This is a genomic window from Salinicola socius (genome assembly GCF_001937195.1).
GTDB lineage: Bacteria > Pseudomonadota > Gammaproteobacteria > Pseudomonadales > Halomonadaceae > Salinicola > Salinicola socius.
Genome location: NZ_MSDO01000001.1, coordinates 164,560 through 186,783 on the forward strand (window position 1 = coordinate 164,560; position 22,224 = coordinate 186,783).

General features: G+C 62.3%; 16 protein-coding genes. 9 read left to right on the forward strand and 7 right to left on the reverse strand.

What is annotated here, in order from left to right:
* Window positions 1-4 precede the first annotated feature (4 nt).
* From BTW07_RS00735 to BTW07_RS00760, 6 genes are all read left to right on the forward strand, one after another.
* Window positions 5-1,606: a peptide ABC transporter substrate-binding protein gene (locus BTW07_RS00735; protein ID WP_075568413.1), complete on the forward strand. Its 1,602-nt coding sequence runs from the start codon at window positions 5-7 to the stop codon at window positions 1,604-1,606.
* Window positions 1,607-1,649: 43 nt separating this feature from the next.
* On the forward strand, window positions 1,650-2,576 hold the full coding sequence (gene oppB / locus BTW07_RS00740; RefSeq protein ID WP_075568230.1) for an oligopeptide ABC transporter permease OppB: 927 nt from the start codon (window positions 1,650-1,652) through the stop codon (window positions 2,574-2,576).
* Window positions 2,577-2,763: 187 nt separating this feature from the next.
* Window positions 2,764-3,612: an ABC transporter permease subunit gene (locus BTW07_RS00745; protein ID WP_244158289.1), complete on the forward strand. Its 849-nt coding sequence runs from the start codon at window positions 2,764-2,766 to the stop codon at window positions 3,610-3,612.
* Between the two features lie 10 nt (window positions 3,613-3,622).
* Window positions 3,623-5,224, forward strand: coding sequence for an ABC transporter ATP-binding protein (locus tag BTW07_RS00750; protein WP_075568232.1), 1,602 nt, complete (start codon window positions 3,623-3,625; stop codon window positions 5,222-5,224).
* A gap of 121 nt (window positions 5,225-5,345) precedes the next feature.
* Complete coding sequence (locus tag BTW07_RS00755; RefSeq protein WP_075568233.1) at window positions 5,346-5,660, forward strand: hypothetical protein; 315 nt, start codon at window positions 5,346-5,348, stop codon at window positions 5,658-5,660.
* A 134-nt stretch (window positions 5,661-5,794) separates the two neighbouring features.
* Entirely contained in the window at window positions 5,795-6,910 is a 1,116-nt protein-coding gene (locus BTW07_RS00760; RefSeq protein WP_075568234.1) for a porin, read from the forward strand.
* Window positions 6,911-7,111: 201 nt separating this feature from the next.
* Here BTW07_RS00760 and BTW07_RS00765 read toward each other — a convergent pair whose 3' ends face one another.
* Together BTW07_RS00765 and BTW07_RS00770 are read right to left on the reverse strand one after the other, a co-directional pair.
* Window positions 7,112-10,297: a hypothetical protein gene (locus BTW07_RS00765; protein WP_075568235.1), complete on the reverse strand. Its 3,186-nt coding sequence runs from the start codon at window positions 10,295-10,297 to the stop codon at window positions 7,112-7,114.
* A gap of 287 nt (window positions 10,298-10,584) precedes the next feature.
* Window positions 10,585-11,919, reverse strand: a complete 1,335-nt coding sequence (locus BTW07_RS00770; RefSeq protein WP_075568236.1) for an OmpP1/FadL family transporter — start codon at window positions 11,917-11,919, stop codon at window positions 10,585-10,587.
* A gap of 312 nt (window positions 11,920-12,231) precedes the next feature.
* Here BTW07_RS00770 and BTW07_RS00775 point away from each other — a divergent pair, with 312 nt between their 5' ends.
* From BTW07_RS00775 to BTW07_RS00785, 3 genes are all read left to right on the forward strand, one after another.
* Complete coding sequence (locus BTW07_RS00775) at window positions 12,232-12,675, forward strand: MerR family transcriptional regulator (protein WP_075568237.1); 444 nt, start codon at window positions 12,232-12,234, stop codon at window positions 12,673-12,675.
* Entirely contained in the window at window positions 12,672-15,236 is a 2,565-nt protein-coding gene (locus tag BTW07_RS00780; RefSeq protein WP_244158281.1) for a heavy metal translocating P-type ATPase, read from the forward strand. Before BTW07_RS00775 ends, BTW07_RS00780 begins: the two co-directional genes overlap by 4 nt.
* A gap of 108 nt (window positions 15,237-15,344) precedes the next feature.
* Entirely contained in the window at window positions 15,345-15,779 is a 435-nt protein-coding gene (locus BTW07_RS00785; protein ID WP_075568238.1) for a VOC family protein, read from the forward strand.
* A gap of 35 nt (window positions 15,780-15,814) precedes the next feature.
* Here the strand turns inward: BTW07_RS00785 and BTW07_RS00790 are convergent, their stop codons facing one another.
* From BTW07_RS00790 to BTW07_RS00810, 5 genes are all read right to left on the reverse strand, one after another.
* Entirely contained in the window at window positions 15,815-16,426 is a 612-nt protein-coding gene (locus tag BTW07_RS00790) for a YitT family protein (RefSeq protein WP_075568239.1), read from the reverse strand.
* Window positions 16,427-16,615: 189 nt separating this feature from the next.
* On the reverse strand, window positions 16,616-18,415 hold the full coding sequence (locus tag BTW07_RS00795) for a single-stranded-DNA-specific exonuclease RecJ (protein WP_075568240.1): 1,800 nt from the start codon (window positions 18,413-18,415) through the stop codon (window positions 16,616-16,618).
* 9 nt (window positions 18,416-18,424) lie between these two features.
* Window positions 18,425-19,813: a threonine synthase gene (gene thrC / locus BTW07_RS00800; protein WP_075568241.1), complete on the reverse strand. Its 1,389-nt coding sequence runs from the start codon at window positions 19,811-19,813 to the stop codon at window positions 18,425-18,427.
* 167 nt (window positions 19,814-19,980) lie between these two features.
* The gene (locus tag BTW07_RS00805; RefSeq protein ID WP_075568242.1) at window positions 19,981-21,294 is read right to left on the reverse strand and encodes a homoserine dehydrogenase; all 1,314 of its coding nucleotides are present in this window, start codon (window positions 21,292-21,294) and stop codon (window positions 19,981-19,983) included.
* A gap of 179 nt (window positions 21,295-21,473) precedes the next feature.
* On the reverse strand, window positions 21,474-22,223 hold the full coding sequence (locus tag BTW07_RS00810; protein WP_075568243.1) for a DsbC family protein: 750 nt from the start codon (window positions 22,221-22,223) through the stop codon (window positions 21,474-21,476).
* Between the last annotated feature and the right edge of the window lies 1 nt (window position 22,224).

A 22,224-nucleotide genomic window follows, 5' to 3' on the forward strand; every position in this document is an offset into this window, starting at 1 on the left:
CAAGATGATTTCGAAACCCTGCAGCAAGATCTCGCGCCACCTACTTGCCACGCTGGGCGGCATCACGCTGGCTGCATTCGCCATCCCGGCGCAGGCCTTCAGCGTCAATATCGCCAACGGTGCCGAGCCGGGCACCCTCGATCCGCAGAAGACCAGCGGCACCTGGGAGACACGCATCACCCGCGCGCTGTTCGAGGGCCTGGTCACCTACGCCAAGGATGGCAGCCTGGTCCCGGGGCTGGCCGATCGTTGGGAAGTCGGCGACGACGGCAAGACCTACACTTTCCATCTGCGCGACGCCGAGTGGTCCGACGGCGAGCCGATCACTGCCGAGGACGCCGTCTTCGCCCTGCGTCGCGTGCTCGATCCGGCGATCGCCAACCAGAACGCCAATCTCTACTACCCCATCGTCAACGCCCGGGCGATCAATGCCGGTGACAAGAGTGCCGACGCCCTCGGGGTCGAAGCCGTCGATTCGCATACGCTGCGCATCCGATTGTCCCAGCCCACCGCCTGGTTCCTGCAGGCGCTGGCGATGACAGAAGCGGCGCCGCTTCCCGAACACGTCATCGCCAAGGCCGCGGGTTGGGTGCAGCCGGGTAACACCGTTTCCAGCGGCGCCTTCACGCTGAGTGAGTGGCAACCGCAGTCGCGCATCGTGGTGGAGAAGAATCCGCATTTCCATGCCGCCGACAGCGTCGAGGTGGACAAGGCTACCTTCTATCCCATCGACGATGCCGGCTCGGCCCTCAACCGTTTCCGCACCGGCGAGATGGACATCGCCTATTCCAGCGTGCCGTCGTCGCGCTTTGCCTGGGCGCGGGAGAACCTCGGCGACGCGCTTCGGGTCGGGCCGCTGACCGCCGAATATTTCTACATGTTCAACCTCCACGACGGCCAGCCACTGGCAGATAAACGCGTCCGCGAAGCCCTCAACCTGGCAGTCCGCCGCGACGTCATTACCGACCAGATTCTGGGTCAGGGCCAGACACCCTCGTTCTGGTACGTGCCCCGCAACACCGCCAACGCGCCGCAAGGCGAGCTGGATTTCGCCGACATGCCGATGGACGAGCGCATGGCACGCGCCAAGGCACTGATACAGAAAGCGGGCTACGGCCCCGACCATCCGCTACGTCTGCGACTCAACTACAACACGCTGGAGGATCACAAGAAGATCGCGGTGGCCGTGGCCGCGATGTGGAAGCCGCTGGGCGTGGAAGTCGAGCTGATCAATTCCGAGGCCGCCGTGCATTACGCCACCATTCGCGAAGGCAATTTCGAAGTCGCGCGCTACGGCATGGTGGCGACCATCAACGATCCGTTCGATTTTCTCAATGCCTACGCCGACAACGGCTCGGCCAGCCGGAGCAGCGGCTATCACGATGCGGAGTACGACGCGCTGGTCGCCGCCAGCACAGCGGAGCTCGATCCGCAGAAACGCCGCCAGTTGATGACCCGTGCCCAGCAGCGACTGCTGGACGACTACGCGCTGCTGCCACTCTACGACTATGTCTCCGTCCATCTGGTCTCGCCCGACATTCAGGGCTGGGAAAGCAACCCGATGGACGTTCACCCGCTGCGCTATCTCCAGGAGAGCGAGCAATGATTCTCTCTAATACGCCGCTGCGTCCAGGCTCAGGTGATTCCGCATGCTGATCTACACCCTCAAGCGCCTGCTGCAGGCGATTCCCACGTTGCTGATCGTGATCACGATCTCGTTCTTCCTGATGCGGGTGGCACCGGGCGGGCCGTTCGACGGCGAGCGCCAGCTGCCGCCGGAGATCGAAGCCAACCTGATGGCGGCCTACCATCTCGACGAGCCGCTGCCGATGCAGTATCTGCGCTACATGGGCAACCTGCTCCAGGGCGATTTCGGGCCGTCGTTCAAGTACAAGGACTTCTCCGTCACCGAGCTGATAGCCCAGGGCTTCCCGGTGAGTCTGGAGATCGGCGGGCTGGCGATCCTGCTGGCACTGATCATCGGGTTACCGCTGGGGATCGCGGCGGCGATCAGGCGAAATTCGACCGTGGACTACGTGGTCATGGGCACGGCGCTGACCGGCATCGCGGTACCCAACTTCGTGATCGCGCCGATCTTCGCGCTGGTGTTCGGCGTCCTGCTGGGCTGGCTGCCGGCGGGCGGCTGGAACGGCGGCGCCCTGCCCAACCTGGTGCTGCCGGTGGTGGCGCTGTCGATCCAGCAGATCGCCTATATCGCGCGGATGATGCGCGCCAGCATGATCGAAGTACTGGGTAGCCACTTCATCCGTACCGCGCGGGCCAAGGGTCTCAACGAGGGCGAAGTGATCTGGCGCCACGCCATTCGCCCCGCCCTGCTGCCGGTCATGTCCTATCTCGGACCGGCCATCGCCGGAATCATCACCGGTTCGGTGGTGATCGAGCAGATCTTCGGCATCCCCGGCATCGGCCGCTACTTCGTGCAGGGGGCGCTCAACCGCGACTACACCCTGGTGATGGGTACCGTGGTCTTCTACGGCGTCTTGATCGTGCTGATGAATCTGATCGTCGATCTGCTCTATTCCGCGCTCGATCCCCAAATTCGCTACGACGACTGACCCATGAACAATAACCGCCTCATGAACAACGACCGAGCCTCGACTCCATTCATTCGTGCCACCGGGGAGGGCGCCAATGACGTCTGAATCCAAGCCCTACAGCGGCGAACAATCCCATGGTGCTCCGCTGCCCGCCGGCGGCCCCAATCCGCCCCGCGCGCCGGAGCCGGAGGCGGGCGCCGCCCCTATGGGTGAAAGCCTGGCCCGCGACGCCTGGCGGCGGCTCTCCCAGAACCGCGCTGCCATGGCCAGCCTGGCCTTGCTGATCGCGATCATCGTGGTCTGCATCGTCGGCCCGTGGCTGCTGCCGTGGGGGCTGGCCGAGGTCGACTGGAATGCCTTCGGCACCGGCCCTGCGCTTGAGGGCGCCCACTACCTGGGTACCGACGCCAACGGCCGCGACCTGCTCACCCGGGTGCTCTACGGCGGGCGTGTCTCGCTATCGGTGGCACTGGTCGCCTCCTTCGTCAGCCTGGTGATCGGGGTGCTCTATGGCGCCATCTCGGGCTATCTGGGTGGCCGCGTCGACAACGTCATGATGCGTTTCGTCGACATCATGTATTCGCTGCCGTTCATGTTCCTGGTGATCCTGCTGATGGTGGTGTTCGGGCGCAACATCTTCCTGATCTACGCCGCCATCGGTGCGGTGGAGTGGCTCGACATGGCGCGCATCGTGCGCGGCCAGACCCTGGCGCTGAAACGTCGCGAGTTCATCGAGGCCGCCCATGCGCTCGGCGTTCGCGATACCAAGATCGTCACCCGCCACCTGATCCCCAACGCCATCGGACCGGTGATCATCTACGTCACCCTGACCGTGCCCAAGGTGATTCTGCTCGAAAGCTTCCTGTCGTTCCTGGGACTCGGCGTGCAGGAGCCGTTGACCAGTTGGGGCGTGCTGATCTCCGAAGGCGTCGACATGATGGAGAGCGCACCGTGGATGTTGCTGGTGCCGTCATTCTTCCTCGCGGCGACGCTGTTCTGTCTCAACTTCCTGGGCGATGGGCTGCGCGACGCCCTCGATCCGCGCACGCGTTAAGGACTGATCGATGACTCAATCCCTGCTCGAAATCGACAAGCTCAGCGTGACGTTTCAGCTGCCCAATGGACCGGTGACCGCAGTCAAGGACGTCAGTTTCTCCATCGCCGAGGGCGAAACGATGGCGCTGGTCGGCGAATCCGGTTCCGGCAAGTCGGTGACTTCCACCGCCGCGATGCGTCTGCTTCCCGACCTCGCCGAAACCGCCGGTGCGATCCGCTTCAATGGCGAAAATCTGCTCGAGGTGACCCCCAAGCGGATGCGTCGCGTGCGCGGCAACGATATCTCGATGATCTTCCAGGAGCCGATGACCTCGCTCAATCCGCTGCATCGCATCGGCCGCCAGATCGGCGAGGTGCTGATCAAGCACAAACAGCTTACCGGCAAGGCCAATCGCCAGCGCGTCCTGGAGCTATTGAACCAGGTCGGCATTCCCGAGCCGGAACGACGCATCGATAGCTATCCCTACGAGCTCTCCGGCGGTCAGCGTCAACGGGTGATGATCGCCATGGCGCTCGCCTGCGAGCCCAAGCTGCTGATCGCCGACGAGCCGACAACGGCGCTCGATGTCACCGTACAGGCGCAGATCCTCGACCTGCTCAAGTCGCTGCAGGCCAAGTACGGCATGGCGATCCTGTTCATTACCCATGATTTGAGCATCGTTCGTCACTTCGCCGATCACGTCGCGGTGATGCGCTATGGCGAGGTGGTCGAGAGCGGCCGCACCCTCGAGGTATTCGACAATCCCCAGCACGACTATACCCGCATGCTGCTGGACGCGATTCCGCGAGGCCGCAAGGAGCCGGCGCCGGCGGATGCGCCGGTGTTGATGAGCGGGCGCGACATCAAGGTCCGCTTCGCGCTCAAGAAGCGTCTGTTCGGCAAGAGTCAGTACTTCGAAGCCGTCCGGGGGATCGACCTCACCATTCGGCGTGGAGAGACGCTGGGCATCGTCGGCGAGTCCGGCTCGGGAAAGTCGACGCTAGGCCGAGCCCTGCTAAGGCTGCTGAAATCCAAGGGCGATATTCGCTTCGAAGGGACCGATATTTCCGGGCTCGACAAGTCCGGGATGCGGCCGCTGCGGTCGCGCCTGCAAGTGGTATTCCAGGACCCCTTCGGTTCGCTCTCACCGCGCCTGACGGTGGGCGAGATCATCAGTGAAGGCCTCAAGGTGCATCACCCGGCGCTGAATCGGCGTCAGCGCGAGGTTGAGGTCATCGCCGCGCTGGAAGAGGTCGCACTGGACCCCTCGATGCGCAACCGCTACCCGCATGAATTCTCCGGCGGCCAGCGTCAGCGAATCGCCATCGCCCGCGCGCTGATTCTGAAGCCCGAGCTGCTGCTGCTCGACGAACCGACCTCGGCCCTCGACCGCTCGGTTCAGGTCCGGGTCATCGACCTGCTGCGGGATCTGCAGAAGAAGCACGGCCTGACCTATCTCTTCATCAGCCATGATCTCTCGGTGGTTCGCGCGCTCTCCGACGACGTGATGGTGATGAAGGAGGGGCGGGTCATCGAACACGGCTCGGTAGAGGATATCTTCACCCATCCGAGAGAACCCTACACTCAAGCACTGCTCAAGGCGGCATTTCTGGAAAGCGAAGCGGCCTAGCGCCCTTCTCTATCCAATAACAATAGATTTGGCCGCAGGCGCCTCACGCCGCCTGTTTAGGGCGCTTGCGGCTAAAAAGCGGGGAATAGCCCCAAAACCCACTCCTGCAAGGGAGCTCAAGATGTTCTTGAACATGAAGTCCATAACAACAGGACTCTTCACCGCCGCCGTCGTGGCATTGGCAGGTTGTCAGAACTACACCCCGGCGGGTGACGGTGCTGGCAGTTTCGATCGTGGCAAGCTGGAAATGAGCTTACCGCCAGCGGTGGTCGAGCAATTCAACTCGCTCGACAGCAATGGTGACGGCGTCATCGATGTCAGCGAAGCGCGCTCGAATTCTGACCTGATGGGTGCCTTCGGTACCGCTGACGTCGATAGTGACCGTCAGCTGTCGCTCGAAGAGTTCGCCGATAGTCAGGCCACCGATAACAACTGATCGCTGGAGCGATCACGGATCATCAATCAAGTGGCGCTTTTATCAATCGAGTCGACCTTTTTATAAATCCAGTGAACTCGTTTTATAAAACGAATGACCACTTTCTACAAAAACAGTCAGTAAGAGTCATTACCATGAATAAAACTTTCTTGGCGGGTATCGTCGCCACCGGAACGCTTGTGGCCAGTCAATCCGCACTGGGCTTGACGCTGTACGAAACCACCCAGGACAAAGTGACCTTCAGTGGCCGTATCGCGGCGGGAAGCAGCTTCGTCGATGACGTGCATGACGATCACGATCCGACCAATGCCGGGTCACGTGTTCGTCTGATTCATGAACACAACTTCAAGGGCGGCTGGTCATCGATCGCCCGCGCCGAGTGGGGCTTCGATCCCTTCTACGAGAACGGCGAAGATGCACACTACAAGCGACTGCTCTATGCCGGTGTCAGCCATGACGATTACGGCACCATTCTGGTCGGCAAGCAGTACTCGCTGTGGTACGACATGGTGGGCGTCTGGACCGACTGGTTCTGGTACAACGGGGCGACAGCGCAGGGTTCGTTCAGCGGCGCTTCCAGCGATGGTGGCTTCGATGGCAACGGCCGGCCCGATAATGCCATCTCCTACAAGAACAGCTGGGGAGACTGGACACTGGGTGTGCTCTATCAGACTTCGAGAGACGACGTTCCCAGCTCCGTGGGCTATAGCGGCAACCTCACCGGCCTGGATCGGAAATACACCGCCCAGGGTGCGGCGGTCTACCAACCGCGCGATGACCTGTCGCTGGGCTTGACCTACACCCATAGCGATATCGATGGCGAACTCCGTGGTGGCGACAACACCGACGAAAATGTCGATGCCGCCCTGCTCGGCGCGCGCTGGACGCCCGGGAACTGGTATTTCGCGCTGACCGCCGGGGAATATCACAACCTGGTTCGTGACGGCGACTTCAGCGGAGTCGAAAACGGCGACGGGATCGTCGACGAGGCGCGGGGTTACGAGGGTGTCGCGCTCTACAACGTCAAGGGTCAGGTTCCCGGCACGGTACAGCTCTATACCGGTCTCAACCGGCTGGAAGATAGCGACTCCGATGCCCGCAACGCGTTCTATCTCGCCGGCGCGGCGTGGATGCTGTTCGACGACAATTTGATCCTGGCGCTCGAACAGAAGTTCGACGACTCGAAAAACGTCGACGACAGTGACTACAGCAACGACGAGACCGACCTGTTGGTACGTTACAACTTCTGATCCCACGTACATGGAACACTCCAGCAGGAGTGCTCCATGGACACACCCTGCCGAAAAGAGGCCCGAAGGCATCTCGTAACATGGTTTCTTCGATCGATTGCCGTTGCCCTGCGCAGCGGCTTTTTTTATCCGCCTCGCCAATGGCTCATGGAGGCGCGGCGGGGCTTCTATCTTCGATCGTTGTCAGGACACCCATTAGGCTCAGGCGATATCAAGAAACTTCTTGAGATCGTCGAGATCGTTGTAATCGTCGGTACTTCCGAACAGCTCGTCGATCTGCGCCGCGAGACGCTTGTTCAGCACACCATCATCGTGGGTGATGTCGTAAAGCTCCTTGAGGTAGCCGGTGAACTTGTCGAACTCGCCGTCGATCTTGCTGTTGGCGTTCGGTGTGAGCACGTACCAGGTTCCCGACTTCTTGAAGTAGACCTGGCCATCGTCGAACACCCGGATGGAGGCCACATCGACCTTGTCCATGTCCTCCTTGAAGTCTCCGAAATTACCCGGGCTCCCCTTGTCGCCGAAGATATTGACGACATCAGGCTTTTCGTCCCAGGCGGCGGGGTCTTCCGCCTTGACGTAATTGCCGATGGCATCGACATCGTTGTAGCGATCGGTCTGGGCGAACACGCTATCCATCTCGTCGATACGCTGCTGGCTTCTCTCCCCGTCTGGATGCGCAAGATCGTAGAGCCCCTTGAGGTAGTCGATGATCTCGGTGCGAGTCTCCTTGTCCGAGTGACTGTCGCCGGCCTCGGGGTCGATGATCTGCCTGACGCCATCTTTCACGAACACGACGCGGCCATCATCGACGAGCTCGATGGAACCGATATCGACCCGGTCGATATCCTCTCTGAAGTCGCTGAAGGTGCCCGCGCCGCCACTATCGCCATATCGGGGCAGACCGGATTCGTCCGCAGGGTCCAGTATTTCCGTGTCCGTATCGCCCCAGGGACGCCAGTCATCGGTTTTGTAGTAGCTGTCCTTGCCGTTCTGTCGCGTGGTGCCGCCATCCAGATGTTTTTCCCAGAGATTTTTCTCGTCCGGGTCGCCGTCCTTGTGTAGATGAGGCGCCAGGCGCGGCAACGAGCTGCCCTTCTCGCCCTCGGTGTTCTGGAAGTGTTCCCATTCGTCGGCCTGGTACTCGAAGATCGACTGATCGTCGGGCGAGTCGCGCCCGCCATACATGTAGGACTCGTAGCGGGCGAACTCGAGCTTGTCGCCCCAGTCCTCCTCGGTCACGCCGTACTCGGAGAGATCCTTGAAGAACTCGCCCTGGGAGTCGGTCAGCTTCTGCAGCTTCTTGTGGTTGATCGCCTCGGCGATCAGCGTCCCGGCGATACCGAAAATGGTGCCGACGACACCCAGTACCGGGCCAGCCACGCGGGCTCCCATGAAGATCCCGCTCATCACGCGAGTGCCGATTCCGCCGATATTGGCGGCCAGATTGCTGCCGCTGGGCGCGAACATCGACACCGTATTGGCGATCGCCATGCCGGTGCCGGAAGCACCGAGCCCGATCTGAAGGCCGGCCCCTGCCCTTTCCAGCGCGGTGTCGGCATCCTTGAGCTTCTTGACGCCGCTGACGAGGTCCATGACGCCACCGGTGATATCCAGTCCGGCGCCCCCCATGAAGCGAAGGAACGAACGCCCGGCATTCTTGGCGATATCCCCGCCCGAGGTGCGAGACCCCGTGTCGATCATCTGATTGCCCAGGTTTTCCGCCAGCTTCTCGAAATTCTTGCGCCCGTTCTCGTCGAGATCATCCAGCGGGATCCCCTGATTGCCCAGATTCTCGGAGGCCTTGTTGACTCGGGTACTGATCGCCTCGGAGAACAGGTCGGCCTTGACGTCGGCTCCGGTTCTCCAGATATCCGGGAAGTTGTCGCCCAGCAGCCCCAGCCAGGAGGTCGCCTGCGCTCGGGGAACGCCACCCTCGACGCCGGGCACATCGATCTTGCCCGATAGTTGCTCGATGAGGTTCGAACCGAATCGGGCGAAATCGTTGCCGAAACTCAGCGCACCGACCAGATCCCTGACCGCGGCGACGCGCTCGTCGGTGGACATGTCGTCCCAACCGCCGTTGGAAATCTGCATACCACCGCTGATCAGGCTCATCGTGCCACTCATCGCGCCCAAGGTGCCGGTGGAACTCGCCGAGTCGAGCAGTTTCTTGAAGGTACCTCTCTCCGCTGCAGGCAGCGATTTCAGGTTATCGTTGATGACCGACTGGAACAGCTTGTTCTTCTCATTCTGACTGATGCCAGGACGATTGGTGACCTCGGTCGCCAGCTGCAGCGCCTTGGCCAGTTGCTTGTGGCCCTCCGGCGACAGGCTGGGCAGAGACTGCTTGAAGGACTCCAGATCCTTGTTCAGGGTCTGATAGGCGTTGTAGGACTTGTCGGACTTGTCGAGGCTCTGCAGCGTACTGTTGACCCCGGCCTGCACGATATCGATCGTGTCCCGCAGGCCAATGCTGGCATTTTCGGCATCCACCGAGTCGGGATTCTCCATATAGGAGTCCAGCTGGTGCGTCATCATGTTCTGATCGAAGGTCTGTTTACGATCGACGTAGCTGTCCGGCTCCAGCGCCTGCAACGCTTCGAAATAGTTGTCGACCTCTTTCTGGATCTCGTCCGACAGCGCCTCGTCATCCGTCGCGTCCGCCTTCTCCTTCATGGCGATGACGTAATCCTCGAAGTCCAGATTGGGGTCCTTGCTGTCGGGCTCGAATAGCGCCTTGTCCACCCTGTCGGCGATATCCGTCCTGGTATCCTCGGGGATGCTCTCGATCGCGCCTTGCAGGGCATCGTCGTAACGCTTGCTGATACCTTCCTTCTGCATCAGGCCGGAAATCTGTTTGGCCAACTCGTCTTCGTCGATGATCGCCTTGGCGTCATCGCCCGTAAGGTGCGTCGGGTCCGTCTGGGTTTGACGGTAGGTCGAGCCGCCAGACTCCATCAGCTCGACGTAGCCGTAGAGATCGTAGCCGTTTTCGGTGGCGCCCTGAGCGTCGATCAGATCGACCAGTTTCGCTTCATCCGAATCCTCGGCGAGTTTTCCACTCTTCACGTCGTCGCGGATACCGTTGATGAAATCCTCGGCGGCTTTCTCGCCCACGGTCTTGTCGTCACCGACCTTGACCTCCAGCAGACCGTCACCCGTAAAATCCGGAATGTCGTACTTGTCGCGCATCTGCTCGACGCTCAGCGAGGTATCGGAGGTCGATTCGGATGCCTCGGAAGCACGACTTTCTTCCGTTTCGCCATTGGACTTGCTCGAAGCGATGGCCTTCACCAGCGTCGACAACCATTGTGGAGAGCCTGCCGTAGCGGCTGTGGCATCCAACGTGTTGATATCGCGGTCTGAGTTCACCGAAGGTGCCATCGATAGCCTCCTGAGCCATGAGGATATTAAGGAGTCGGTCAAGACAATTGAGGAGTCGGTCAAGACAAGAGAGACGAACAGGTCTCGGCCTGAATCAGTATCCCGTCTCTCTATTCTTCTGAGAGCGCTGCTACGTGACATATTTTTTTATTATGTAAAGGAAATGAAACGTCCAACGTTATTTATGCATCTCCGTGACTCGGATATAGGGATCGTCCCGGCGCGCCCCATGACGCAAAAACCCCGGCCTGGGCCGGGGTCATAGGGTTGCCGCGACTGGCGTGGCATCAGAAGCGGTAGGTCGCCTGTAGTCCGAACAGATTGAGGGTATTGTCGTACTCGGCGCGGTAGGAAGTGCCGTTGGCATCCTGCAGATCGACATCCGCTCGATCTTCCCAGATATAGCTGTAGGCCGCGTCGATGGTCAGGTCGTCGATCGGCGTCCAGCCGGCACCGATCGAGACCAGCGTCCGGTCTGCGGATGGCACACGCGGACTACGATGCTCGTCGTTGATCGGCGATTCGTCGTAGCCGATGCCGGTACGGAGCAGCCACTGCGGATTGACGCGATAGGAAAGACCCGCGCGATACTGCCAGACATCGTCGTAATCCTGCTCTTCCACGATGTCGCCGGTTGGCGCGCCGGGCCCGACATTCACCTTGATTTCGTCGAAACGACTCCAGCGGATGTAACTCGCGCCGGCCATCAGCGTCCAACGCTCGTCGAGCTCATGGGTCAGTGAGAGATCGATGGTCTCCGGCAGCGTGATCGCCAGACCCGCATCGGCACTGGTGTTGATGGGCCCGGCCAGCGGATTGGCGCTATTGAAGATATTGTCGTAGTCGACATCACCATCGAGATCGAAATCGACCTTCGAGTGGTAGGTCAGACCGAGTGTCGTCGACTCGACCGGGCGATAGATCATGCCGATATTGTAGCCCCAGGCGTCGTCGTCACCCTCGACATTGACGGTGCCGTCACCGGTGCCGCCCAGCGCGGCCGGCAGCGGGTTGGGCGTCTTGCTCTCGAGTTCGCCGTTGATATGGTTCCAGGTCACGCCGACCCCGATCGCGAATTGATCGCTGAAGCGATAGGCGAGCGTTGGCTGAACGGTGATGACTTCGACTTCACTGTAGTTGCCGAAATAGCGACCCTGAAAATCGTTGTCGTAATCGGTGACCAGGCCGAAAGGCACGTAGGCGCCGAGGCCGAAGGTCCAGCGGTCGTTGATCGGCTGGACGTAGTAACCGAACGGGATCGCCTTGTGCGGGATCATGTCGCCGTCGTTACTCCCGCTGGAGGGCACGGCGCCGATCACGGGTCCGCCCGGACCGACACCGGTTACCGCCGGCTGAGTGCCGCTGGCCTCGTCGATGTCGGCACTGGCATCGATGAGGTTGGCACCGGCCGTGATCTGGGCACGATCGAGGAAGGACATCCCCGCAGGGTTACCGTAGACGATGGAAGCATCCTGTACGTTGGAAGCTCGCCCGGCCCAGGAGGTGCCCTGGCCGCTGACGCTCTGCTCCTGCAACTGGAACGACCCGGCGAAAACCTGTCCCGATGTCGCGACGCTCGCTAAGGCGATGGCCAATGTCAGACGGTGATAACGAATAATCATGATTGGTTCCCCTGGACCCAGGAAGCCGCCGCGGCGGCTTGTTTGCCTTTAATGCGGTCGGTGATTCCGTTTTTCTCTGAGCCATTTCCCGAGATGAAAAAGCTCGACTTTTCGCTATCCGTTTTGACGGAACGGGGGTTGAGCGTCAATGCGCAAACGGTCGTTTTAATCGCTTTTTAGAGATTTCTTTAGTCGTAAGACCAACCGCTATATCCCGGTCACGCCAGGGGCAACCGATGACGAGGCTGCTTGACCATTGGGCTACACCTGGGTTTTAGACTGACGTTATCAGTGGATCAGCGAGGACGAGAGATGAAGGTAACCGAACTGGCCCGAACCGCCGGTGTCACCGCCGAGACGGTGCGTCACTACACGCGTCAGGCGCTGCTGAAGCCCAGCCGCGACCCGGACAATGGCTATCAGCTGTTCGATCAGCGAGATCTCGAACGGCTGCGTTTCATTCAGCGAGCCAGGACGCTGGGCTTCAGCCTCAAGGAGATCGCCGACATTCTCGAGCAGGCCGATCAGGGGGACTCTCCCTGTCCGCTGGTCCGCGACCTGCTGGCCGCGCGTCTGCCGCAGATTCACGCTCGGATCCGCGAACTTCAGGCGCTGGCGGATCGGATGGAGCGTGCCATGAACGAATGGTCGCGACTGCCGGACGGCACGCCCGACGGCCATAGCATCTGCCGCCTGATCGAGCAGACGCCCGACAACGCCGATGCCTGTTGCGCACCGGCAAGGAAGAGCTCATGAACCGCTACCAGTATCGCGTCGATGCCATGCACTGCCAGGGCTGCGTCAAACGGATGCGCGTGGCCATTCAAGCCGCGGATGATCAGGCCGAAGTCAGCGGCGAACCGGATCGGCATCGCCTTCACGTCATCAGCACGCTGTCACAGGATCGGCTCGCCCAACTGCTGACCGAAGCCGGTTATCCCCCGGTCGAGGGGGCGCGCGAGGAAGACGCCGGGACACCAGACACGGCTCCGGTCGAGGCCGCAGTCGAGTCCAGCGCCGATGGGAGCGAATCCGACGAGACGGGATCGACCTCAGAGATCGGCCAGTTGCAACGCCTGTCGATCAGCGGCATGACCTGCGCCGGCTGCGTCAACGCAGTGCAGAAAGCGCTGTCGAACACGCCTGGCGTGCAGCATGCCCAGGTCAACTTCGCCAGCGAGACGGCTCAGGTCAGCGGCCAGGCAGGCACCGCCGAGCTGATCGCGGCGGTCGAGAGCGCCGGCTATGGTGCCTCGCCAATCGAGGATCTGCGCGAGGCCTCCGCCAAGCGCCAGCAGAACGCTTCCCGCCTGGCTCGCCGCCATGCCATCGAATCCGCCATCAGCCTGGCACTGGGGGTGCCGATGATGTTGGCGATGTTCGTGCATACCCCACAGCTCGAAGGCGGCGAACGTGGGATCTGGCTGGCGCTGGGCCTTGCCACCCTGGGCGTGCTGGCGACCGCGGGCCGACGTTTTTTCGACGGCGCCTGGAAAGCGTTTCGTCATCATCAGGCCAACATGGACACGCTGATTGCCCTGGGCAGCACCGCCGCATGGCTCTATTCGATAGCCGTGCTGCTGATACCCACGGCCATTCCCGAGGGTTCCCGCCATCTCTATTTTGAAGCGTCACTGATGATCATCGGTCTGATCGGCATCGGTCAGACACTGGAGCTGAGGGCCCGAGGCCGCACCAGTCAGGCGCTGTCTCGACTGCTCGATCTGCAGAGCAAGACGGCCCGGGTGATCCGTGATGGACAAGAGCGCGATATCGAGATCGAGCAGGTTCAGGTGGACGATCGAATTCGCGTGCGGCCCGGCGAGCGTCTACCGGTCGATGGCGACGTCGAGGAAGGCGAAAGCTTCATCGACGAGTCGATGCTCACCGGCGAGCCGGAGCCGATACGCAAGACGCCGGGAGATCGTGTCAGCGCCGGTACCGTCAATGGCAAAGGCAGCCTTATCTATCGAACGAGCCATATCGGCGACGACACCCGGTTGGGGCGTATCGTCGATCAGGTCTCCCGCGCCCAGGAGTCGCGGCCGCCGATCGGCGCACTGGCAGACCGGGTGTCGGCGATCTTCGTGCCCAGCGTGATGATCGCCGCCGTCGTCACGGCGCTGGTCTGGCTCAACTTCGGCCCCGCACCGCAACTCGTGCACATGCTGGTGGCGGCAACTACCGTGCTGATCATCGCCTGCCCCTGTGCGCTGGGTCTGGCGACACCGATCTCGACCATGATCGGCATCGGCAAGGCCGCCGAATACGGCATTCTGATTCGCGACGGCGAAGCGCTGCAGACCGCCAGCCACTTGACCACGCTGGTGGTCGACAAGACCGGCACCCTGACCGAGGGCAAGCCGCGCGTCACCGATAGCCGCTACTGGCAGCACGAAGCGCGTGTCAACGCGGTGGTAGCGGCCGTGGAGCGCGGCTCGGAGCACCCGCTGGCCGATGCGTTGATGACCCATGTCGGCGATACCGGGGATACTCTGTCGATTCACGACTTCCAGAGCCTGACCGGCCGTGGCGTCAGCGCTACGCTAAATGACGGCAGCCAGGTGTTTCTGGGTAACGCCGCGCTGATGAACGAGCACGACATCGATATCGCTCCCGCCGCGTCCGCTGCCGGAGAGTGGCAGGCGCAGGCGACCAGCGTGATCTATCTCGCCATCGGCGGTGAGCTGGCAGCCCTTTTCGGGATTCGCGATGCACTGCGCCCGGATAGTCGCGCGGCGATTTCGCGGTTACAGGCGGAGGGCCTGAAAGTGGTGATGCTGAGCGGTGACAATCGTGCTGCCGCCGAAGCCATCGCAAAAGAGGCGGGCATCGACGAGGTTCGTGCCGAACTGATGCCTGGCGACAAGCAGCAGGCCATCGCCGAGCTGCAGCGACGCGGCGAACGTGTCGGCATGGTCGGCGACGGCATCAACGACGCCCCGGCACTGGCCCAGGCGGACGTCGGCTTCGCCATCGGTCAAGGCACCGACATCGCCATCGAAAGTGCCGGCATCACGCTGATGCGCAACTCGCTGCATGGCGTCGGCGACGCCATCGCCATCAGCCGCGCCACGCTTGCCAACATCAAGCAGAATCTGTGGGGCGCGTTCGGCTACAACGCGTTGGGCATCCCGATTGCCGCCGGTATACTCTACCCGTTCACCGGGATGCTGCTGTCGCCGATGATCGCGGCGCTGGCGATGTCGCTCTCTTCGGTCACGGTGGTCAGCAACGCCAACCGACTGCGCCTGTTTCGGCCCGATCGCGGTCGCCATTCGAAACCCGAGATCCAAGCAGAGGAAGCAACGGCATGACACTCCTGCTCAACACCCTGGGCATCGCCGTGATCGTGTTCATCGTCTGGTGGTTCTGGCTGCGCGGCTGATCGCAGCCAGAAGGCCGAAACCAGCAAGGAGAAAGCGATGACTTCACCACGCCAGGCACCACCGCTGGGCAGCGTCATCGAGAGCGTTCTTTACACGGCCGACATGCAGCGGGCGCGGGACTTCTTCATGCGCGTGCTAGGGCTCGAGCCTCATCTCGAAGACGAGCGCTTCACCGCCTATCCCACCGGCAACACCATGCTGCTGGTGTTTCAGCGGGGTCAGACCGACGAGACGGTATTCCTGCCGGGTGACATGGGTACGATTCCGCCCCACGACGGCGAGGGCCGTCAGCACCTGGCGCTGGCGATTCCCACGGCGAGTCTCTCAGCCTGGGAGGCGCACCTCGCCGACCAAGGGATCGAGATCGAAGGTCGAACCCGCTGGCCGAAAGGCAGCGTGAGCCTCTATTTTCGAGACCCGGACGGCCACCTGCTCGAACTGGTCACCCCGGGCCTGTGGCCCAACTATTGAATCGCGGCGCTGGCGGACGTTTTCCGGCGCGTTCTTCAGCTCTGGCTGATGCCGGCGTAGAGTCCCGGGCGGTGATTGATGGTCAGAATCGCACCCAGCACCACGGTGCCGACGATCGAATAAAGCACGTTGGTCACCGGCAGCACGAAAAACGCGGCCAACATGATCAGGCCATCCAGCCCCATCTGCACCTTGCCTGCCGGCCAGCCATAACGATCCTGCAGATAGACCACCAGGATGTTGAAGCCGCCGAGACTGCCACGATGGCGGAACAGAAACAGCACGCCCAGACCGATCAGGCTGCCCCCGGCCAGCGCCGCGAACAGCGGGTCGACCTCGCCGATCTCCAGCCAGCTCGGCAGCATCCAGGATATCCACGAAAGCAGTGCCACCGCGCCGAACGTCTTGAAAGTGAAGTGATGGCCGATGCGCCGCCAGGCGAGCCAGTAGAACGGCAGGTTGATGACGAAGAAGACGGGCCCGAAACTCCAACCGGTGATATAGGTCACCAGTAACGCCATGCCCGCGGTGCTGCCGATCAGAATCTCGGCATGGTGATAGAGCGCCAATCCCAGCGCCGCGCAGGACGATCCCAGTAAAATAGCCAGCGCATCCTCGTAGGAACGGTGACGTTGCGTCGCTTCCATCAGGCAATCCCTGTTGTCTTGTCACTGCCGGATAGGCAGCCGAATTCAAAGGCGGCGCTTGTGGCGCCGCGGCGAATTATATCGTCAACGCGACTCAGAAGAGAGCGTCGGCATCACGGGGAAGCGCCGAGGTCGGCGCGGCAGAAGTGCAGGGCAGGAATTGGGGCTAAAAGCGAGCGGTTCGAGAGTTCAGGGCGTCAGGCGCTCGGCGTGCTCGACCATCAGCTGCAGCGACTCACGACCCTTCCAGCGATTGCGAGAGAGCTTGAAGGCACATCGTATCCGGTCGCCCAGCGAAATCGGGGCGGCTTCGCCGGGGTTGAGCGCGCGGAACCAGATGGCCCGACTGACGACTGCCTCGCAGGAGAGTTCGAGCATCAGGTGATTGCCCTCGGCGCCCACCGGACGCAGCTGCTCGACCAGGAACTCGGCCTCGAACAGCGGCGCATCGAATTCACGGCCGTAGGGCGCCAACACCTCGAGTTCGTCCAGCGTTGCCAGGGTCAGCTGCGACGCGTTCAGGCTGCCGTCGGTCCAGACCACCGGGAACAGCTCACGTTCGCCCAGCTGTTCCCGCACGGCCTGCAGAAAGGCGTGGCGGAACGTACCCAGCTCGGCCAGCGGGACACCGACACCGGCCGCCCCGCGGTGGCCACCGAAACGCGGCAGGCTCGAGGGTGCGATATCGTGGGTGCGCTGCAGCGCATCACGCAGATGCAGCGCCTCGATCGAACGTCCGGAACCGGTCAGCATGTCCGGCGCGGTGGCCGGCGTCAGCACCAGCGTCGGGCGACCGTAGGACTGGACCAGGCGCGAAGCGACGATGCCCTGCACCCCGGCGTGTCCTTCCGGCAGGTGGATCACCAGCGCCGGCAGATCGTCCGCCAGCTGCGGTTTGGCCAGCGCACGGGCGCTTTCGACCATATCGGCCTCGAGCGCCTTGCGTGCCTGATTGTCGTCGTCAAGTATCTGAAGATGCTGGCGCGCGACGCCGTCTTCCGCGGCCAGCATGTAGTGCAGTGCCGCGTAAGGGTCATCCAGTCGTGAACGCGCATTGATTCGCGGGCCCATCTGAAAGGCCAGCGTCTCGGCGTTGAACGGCATGCTGTCGGCGCCCAGGCGCTCTGCCATGACCCGCCAGCAGGCCGATTCCATACGGTTGATCAGCTTCAGCCCGTAAGTCACCACGGCGCGGTTGGCGGCACTCGCCCCCAACGAGACGCAGTCGGCCACCGTGCCCAGCGCCACGTAGGAAAGCCAGGGTGAGAGCTTAGGGGTAGAGGCCGACAGCGCGCCCTGCTCGATCAACACCGAGCGGGTCAGCGACATCGTCAGCCACGCCACCATGCAGCCCGCGATGGTCTTGTCGGGATAGCCGCAGTCCGGACGAGTGGGATTGATCGTGGCGTAGGCGGAAGCCGGCGGGCCTTCGATGGGCAAGGCGTGGTGATCGGTGACGACCACATCGATCCCCGCTTCGCGCAGGCGCGCGATGCGCGGCTCGTCGGAGGAGCCGCAATCTGCGGTGATCACCAGACTCGGGCGCGGTTTCAGCGCCAGTGTGCGCTCGACCAGCGGCAGGCTGATGCCGTAACCGTCGTTGATGCGGTGCCCGATCAGGCTATGCAGCTTCTGGGCCGGCACGCCGAACAGCTCGGTCATCGAGCGCAGCATCACCACATGCGAGGTGATGCCGTCGACGTCGTAATCGGTGAGGATGCCGATGTGCTCGCCATCGCTGACGGCACGCGCGATGCGCTCGGCACCCCGGCGGGCGTCGCAAAGCTGCTCGGGATGGCTGAGATAGCGCAGCGCCGGTGCGGTCAGTGCCTCCAGCGGCCCGTCGTACCCGTGCAGCCGACCGGCGAGAATGCGCGACTGGAGCTCGCTAAGCCCGCCGTCCAGCCCGCGCCGATAGACACTCTCGTCTCTCGGCCGCGATTGGATTCGACACCGGGCAGAATCCGGAATGGCAATGGCCTCAGGCATGCGTCGCGCTCAGCGTCGGTTATCGGCGATGAAGCTCTGTACCGCTTTCAGCTCGGCCGGCAGCACCGTATAGCGCTCTTCGCGCTCGAGCAGATCGTCCATGTGCGGCGGTAGCGGCACGCCGGAGAAACCCGCTCTCACCACGGCTTCGGCAAACTTGGCCGGATGCGCCGTCGCCAGGGTAATCATCGGCGTCACCGCATCGGCGCGGGCGCGCTCTGCCGCCCGGTAACCGGTGGCGGTATGCGGATCGAGCAGCGCCTTGGTGCGATGATGGGCATCACGAATGGTTTCGAGGATGGTGTCGTCATCGACGCTGAAACTGGAGAATTTCTCGCGCAGCTTGGCGAGCGGGGCTTCGGCCAGCACGGCCGGCTCCTGCTGGAAACGCTCGAGCAGTTCGCGCACGGCATTGCCGTCCCGGTCGTAGGCATCGAACAGCAGGCGCTCGAAGTTCGACGACACCACGATATCCATTGATGGCGCCAGCGTCGCTGCCAGCTCGCGCTTCGAAAAATCGTTGTCGGCCAGCGTGCGGTGCAGAATATCGTTGGCGTTGGTGGCGATGATGAACTGTTTGACCGGTAGCCCCATCTTGTAAGCCATGTAGCCGGCGAAGAGGTTGCCGAAATTGGCCGACGGCACGCAGAAGCTCACTTCACGATGCGGGGCACCCAGCGCCACGCCAGCGGCAACGTAGTAGACGATCTGGGCCATGATGCGGGCCCAGTTGATCGAGTTCACCGCCACGAGTCGAGCGCCGTTCAGGAACGCCTGGTCGGCGAAGCTCGCCTTGACCATCGCCTGGGCATCATCGAAGTTGCCCTCGATGGCGATGTTGAAGACGTTGTCGGCCAGCACCGAGGTCATCTGGCGTCGCTGTACTTCGGAGACGCGGTTGTGCGGATGCAGGATGAAGATGTCGAGATGATCGCAGTGACGACAGCCCTCGATGGCGGCAGAGCCGGTATCGCCGGAGGTGGCGCCCATGATCACCGCCCGCTCGCCACGCTTGGCCAGGAAGTGATCGAGGATGCGCCCCAGCAGCTGCAGCGCGACGTCCTTGAACGCCAGCGTCGGGCCATGAAACAGCTCGAGCAGGAAGTGGTTGGCATCGAGCTGATTGAGCGGCACCACGGCATCGTGGCTGAAGGTCGCGTAGGCATCGCGTACCAGCCCGCGGAAGGTGTCGTCGTCGATCTCGCCGCCGACGAACGGCTTCATCACCCGAAAGGCGATCTCGGCGTAGGAGAGCCCGGCCATCGCGGCCAGCTCCTCGTGCGACAGCTGCGGCACCGTCTCCGGCACGTAAAGGCCACCGTCGACCGCCATGCCAGTCAGCACGACCTCCTCGAAACTCAGCGCTGGCGCCTGGCCGCGCGTACTGATGTAACGCATCGTCAATCCCTCACCCGAAAGAACGCGGCGGCGCCGCTTGAAGACAGAATGGCGGCGCGTTGCGCCAGGAAGAGCCAGAGAACCCAGGAGCCCAGGAGCCCAGGAGCAGGATATTGCCCGGTTCCTCGCACTTCTCTGGTGCGACTGGCCTCTTCCCTCTCGGTTTGTTACTGCTCGTCCAGCGACTCGACCCGAATCCGCGTGACCGGCCCGGCGATGTCAGCCAGCGATTCCAGCTGTCGAATCGCATCGTTCATATGCTGTTCGCGAGTGCGATGGGTCAGCAGAATGATCGGTACCAGCTCACCTTCGGTCGCTTCTTTCTGAATGATGGCCTCGATCGAGATGCTCTGCTCGGCGAGAATCGTCGCCACTCGAGCCAGCACGCCGGGGCGATCCACGGCCAGCAGTCGCAGGTAGTATGCCGTGACGATCTCTTCCATCGGCAGAATCGGCAGCGCGTTGGCTTCATCGTTGATGCCACTGAAAGCGAGGTATGGCACGAGATAGCGATGCGCGGTGGCAATGTTCCGCGCGACGTCCAGCAAATCGGCAACCACGGCCGATGCCGTGGGTTCCGCCCCGGCGCCCGCACCGTAGTAGAGCGTCGGACCAACCGCATCACCCATCACGGCGATGGCGTTCTTGACGCCGTGCACATTGGCCAGCAGCCGCTCTTTGGGAATCAGGGTCGGATGGACTCGCAGTTCGATACCATTGTCGCCGCGCCGGGTAATGCCGAGATGCTTGATGGTATAGCCCAGGTTGTCGGCCTGTTCGACGTCTTCGGCGGTAATCCGCGCGATGCCCTCGGTATAGGCACGATCGAACTGCAGCGGAACGCCGTAGGCGATGGATGCCAGAATCGTCAGCTTGTGGGCGGCGTCGATGCCCTCGACATCGAAGGTCGGGTCGGCCTCGGCATATCCTAGCGCCTGCGCTTCGGCGAGTACGTCGTCGAAAGCCCGCCCTTCGTCACGCATGTGGGTGAGGATGTAGTTGCCGGTGCCGTTGATGATGCCAGCCAGCCACTGAATGCGGTTGCCGCCCAGGCCTTCCCGCAGCGATTTGATCACCGGTATACCGCCAGCGACGGCAGCTTCGAAAGCGACGATGACACCCTTTTTGTGGGCGGCATGGAAAATTTCGTTGCCATGAACGGCGATCAGCGCCTTGTTGGCGGTGACCACGTGCTTGCCGTTTTCGATCGCCGTCATGACCAGCTCGCGGGCGACGTCGTAGCCACCGATCAGCTCGACCAGTACATCGATATCAGGATTGCGCGCGACTTCGAAAATGTCGCGTGTCACCTTGACCCCGGTGGTGTCGCAATCGGGGTTGTCACGACGGGCACCGACCTGTTCGATGACGATGGGACGTCCCGCACGACGGGCAATCTCGTCGGCATTGCGCGTCAGAACGTCAAAGGTGCCACCGCCTACGGTGCCCAGTCCGCAGATACCCACTCTCACCGGATCCAAGATGTCGCTCTCCCCTACTGATATGTACTCTTCGCATCACCCTCCGGAGCGGTAACCGCGGTCACGGCACCAGACTCTTTGCAGTACCGATATTGACGCACAAAGTGCCCTGAAGGGCGGTCACGGTAGAAAGCCCAGCCCCCCTTGTCAAGCTGACTCGAGGGGTTTCGCGCCGGCGATCAGCTATCGCCGTCCGCATCGATGCCGAGCATCGTCGCCAGGCGCTTCGCCGGCAGATAGCCCGGCACCATCTTGCCATCGGGGAAGATGATCGCGGGCGTGCCCTGAATGCCCGATTCGACCCCCAGCCGATACTGCGAGTCGATGGGTGCCTTGCAGCTGCCGGACGCCTCCACGCTGTCACCGCGGAAGGCCGCGCTCATCGCTTCGGAACGGTTGTCGGCGCACCACACCTGGGCGAGCTGTCTCGCCGCATCCGAATTCGGCCCCATGCGCGGGAAGGCCAGATAGTCGACTTCGATACCCAACTCATTCAGCTGGGGCATCTCCTCATGCAACTTGTGGCAGTAAGGGCAGGTGGGATCGGTAAACACGGTGAGCCTGGCCTTGACCTCGCCAGCCGGTCTGTAGACCACGCGCTGCGCTTCGGGGATCGCATCGACCAGCGCCTTGCGCCGCTGGTTGGCAGCCTGCTCGGTCAGGTTGACCATGCCGTCGTCGGCATTCTGATAGAGGTCCCCGACGATCAGGTACTGCCCGTCGGCATCCGAATAGAGCGTATTGCCACCACGTAGCCGAACTTCGTAAAGCCCCGGCACCGGCGAATCGTCGATGGCCTCTATCGGCAGAGGCTGTCCGCTATGCGCATTGAGCTTGTCGGCGAGATCGGCCGGGGGGGCGGCAAAGACCGCCGGCGCCAGAACGGTCCCCAACAGCGCGATAGTGGACAACAGTAGACGACTTCTCATG

Coding starts and splice junctions, on each gene's coding strand:
- BTW07_RS00775 (WP_075568237.1), top strand. CDS start 12,232: ATGAAGGTAACCGAACTGGCCCGAACCGCCGGTGTCACCGCCGAGACG.
- BTW07_RS00785 (WP_075568238.1), top strand. CDS start 15,345: ATGACTTCACCACGCCAGGCACCACCGCTGGGCAGCGTCATCGAGAGC.
- BTW07_RS00770 (WP_075568236.1), bottom strand. CDS start 11,919: ATGATTATTCGTTATCACCGTCTGACATTGGCCATCGCCTTAGCGAGC.
- BTW07_RS00760 (WP_075568234.1), top strand. CDS start 5,795: ATGAATAAAACTTTCTTGGCGGGTATCGTCGCCACCGGAACGCTTGTG.
- BTW07_RS00810 (WP_075568243.1), bottom strand. CDS start 22,223: ATGAGAAGTCGTCTACTGTTGTCCACTATCGCGCTGTTGGGGACCGTT.
- BTW07_RS00780 (WP_244158281.1), top strand. CDS start 12,672: ATGAACCGCTACCAGTATCGCGTCGATGCCATGCACTGCCAGGGCTGC.
- BTW07_RS00750 (WP_075568232.1), top strand. CDS start 3,623: ATGACTCAATCCCTGCTCGAAATCGACAAGCTCAGCGTGACGTTTCAG.
- BTW07_RS00795 (WP_075568240.1), bottom strand. CDS start 18,415: ATGCCTGAGGCCATTGCCATTCCGGATTCTGCCCGGTGTCGAATCCAA.
- oppB (WP_075568230.1), top strand. CDS start 1,650: ATGCTGATCTACACCCTCAAGCGCCTGCTGCAGGCGATTCCCACGTTG.
- BTW07_RS00790 (WP_075568239.1), bottom strand. CDS start 16,426: ATGGAAGCGACGCAACGTCACCGTTCCTACGAGGATGCGCTGGCTATT.
- thrC (WP_075568241.1), bottom strand. CDS start 19,813: ATGCGTTACATCAGTACGCGCGGCCAGGCGCCAGCGCTGAGTTTCGAG.
- BTW07_RS00745 (WP_244158289.1), top strand. CDS start 2,764: ATGGGTGAAAGCCTGGCCCGCGACGCCTGGCGGCGGCTCTCCCAGAAC.
- BTW07_RS00755 (WP_075568233.1), top strand. CDS start 5,346: ATGTTCTTGAACATGAAGTCCATAACAACAGGACTCTTCACCGCCGCC.
- BTW07_RS00735 (WP_075568413.1), top strand. CDS start 5: ATGATTTCGAAACCCTGCAGCAAGATCTCGCGCCACCTACTTGCCACG.
- BTW07_RS00765 (WP_075568235.1), bottom strand. CDS start 10,297: ATGGCACCTTCGGTGAACTCAGACCGCGATATCAACACGTTGGATGCC.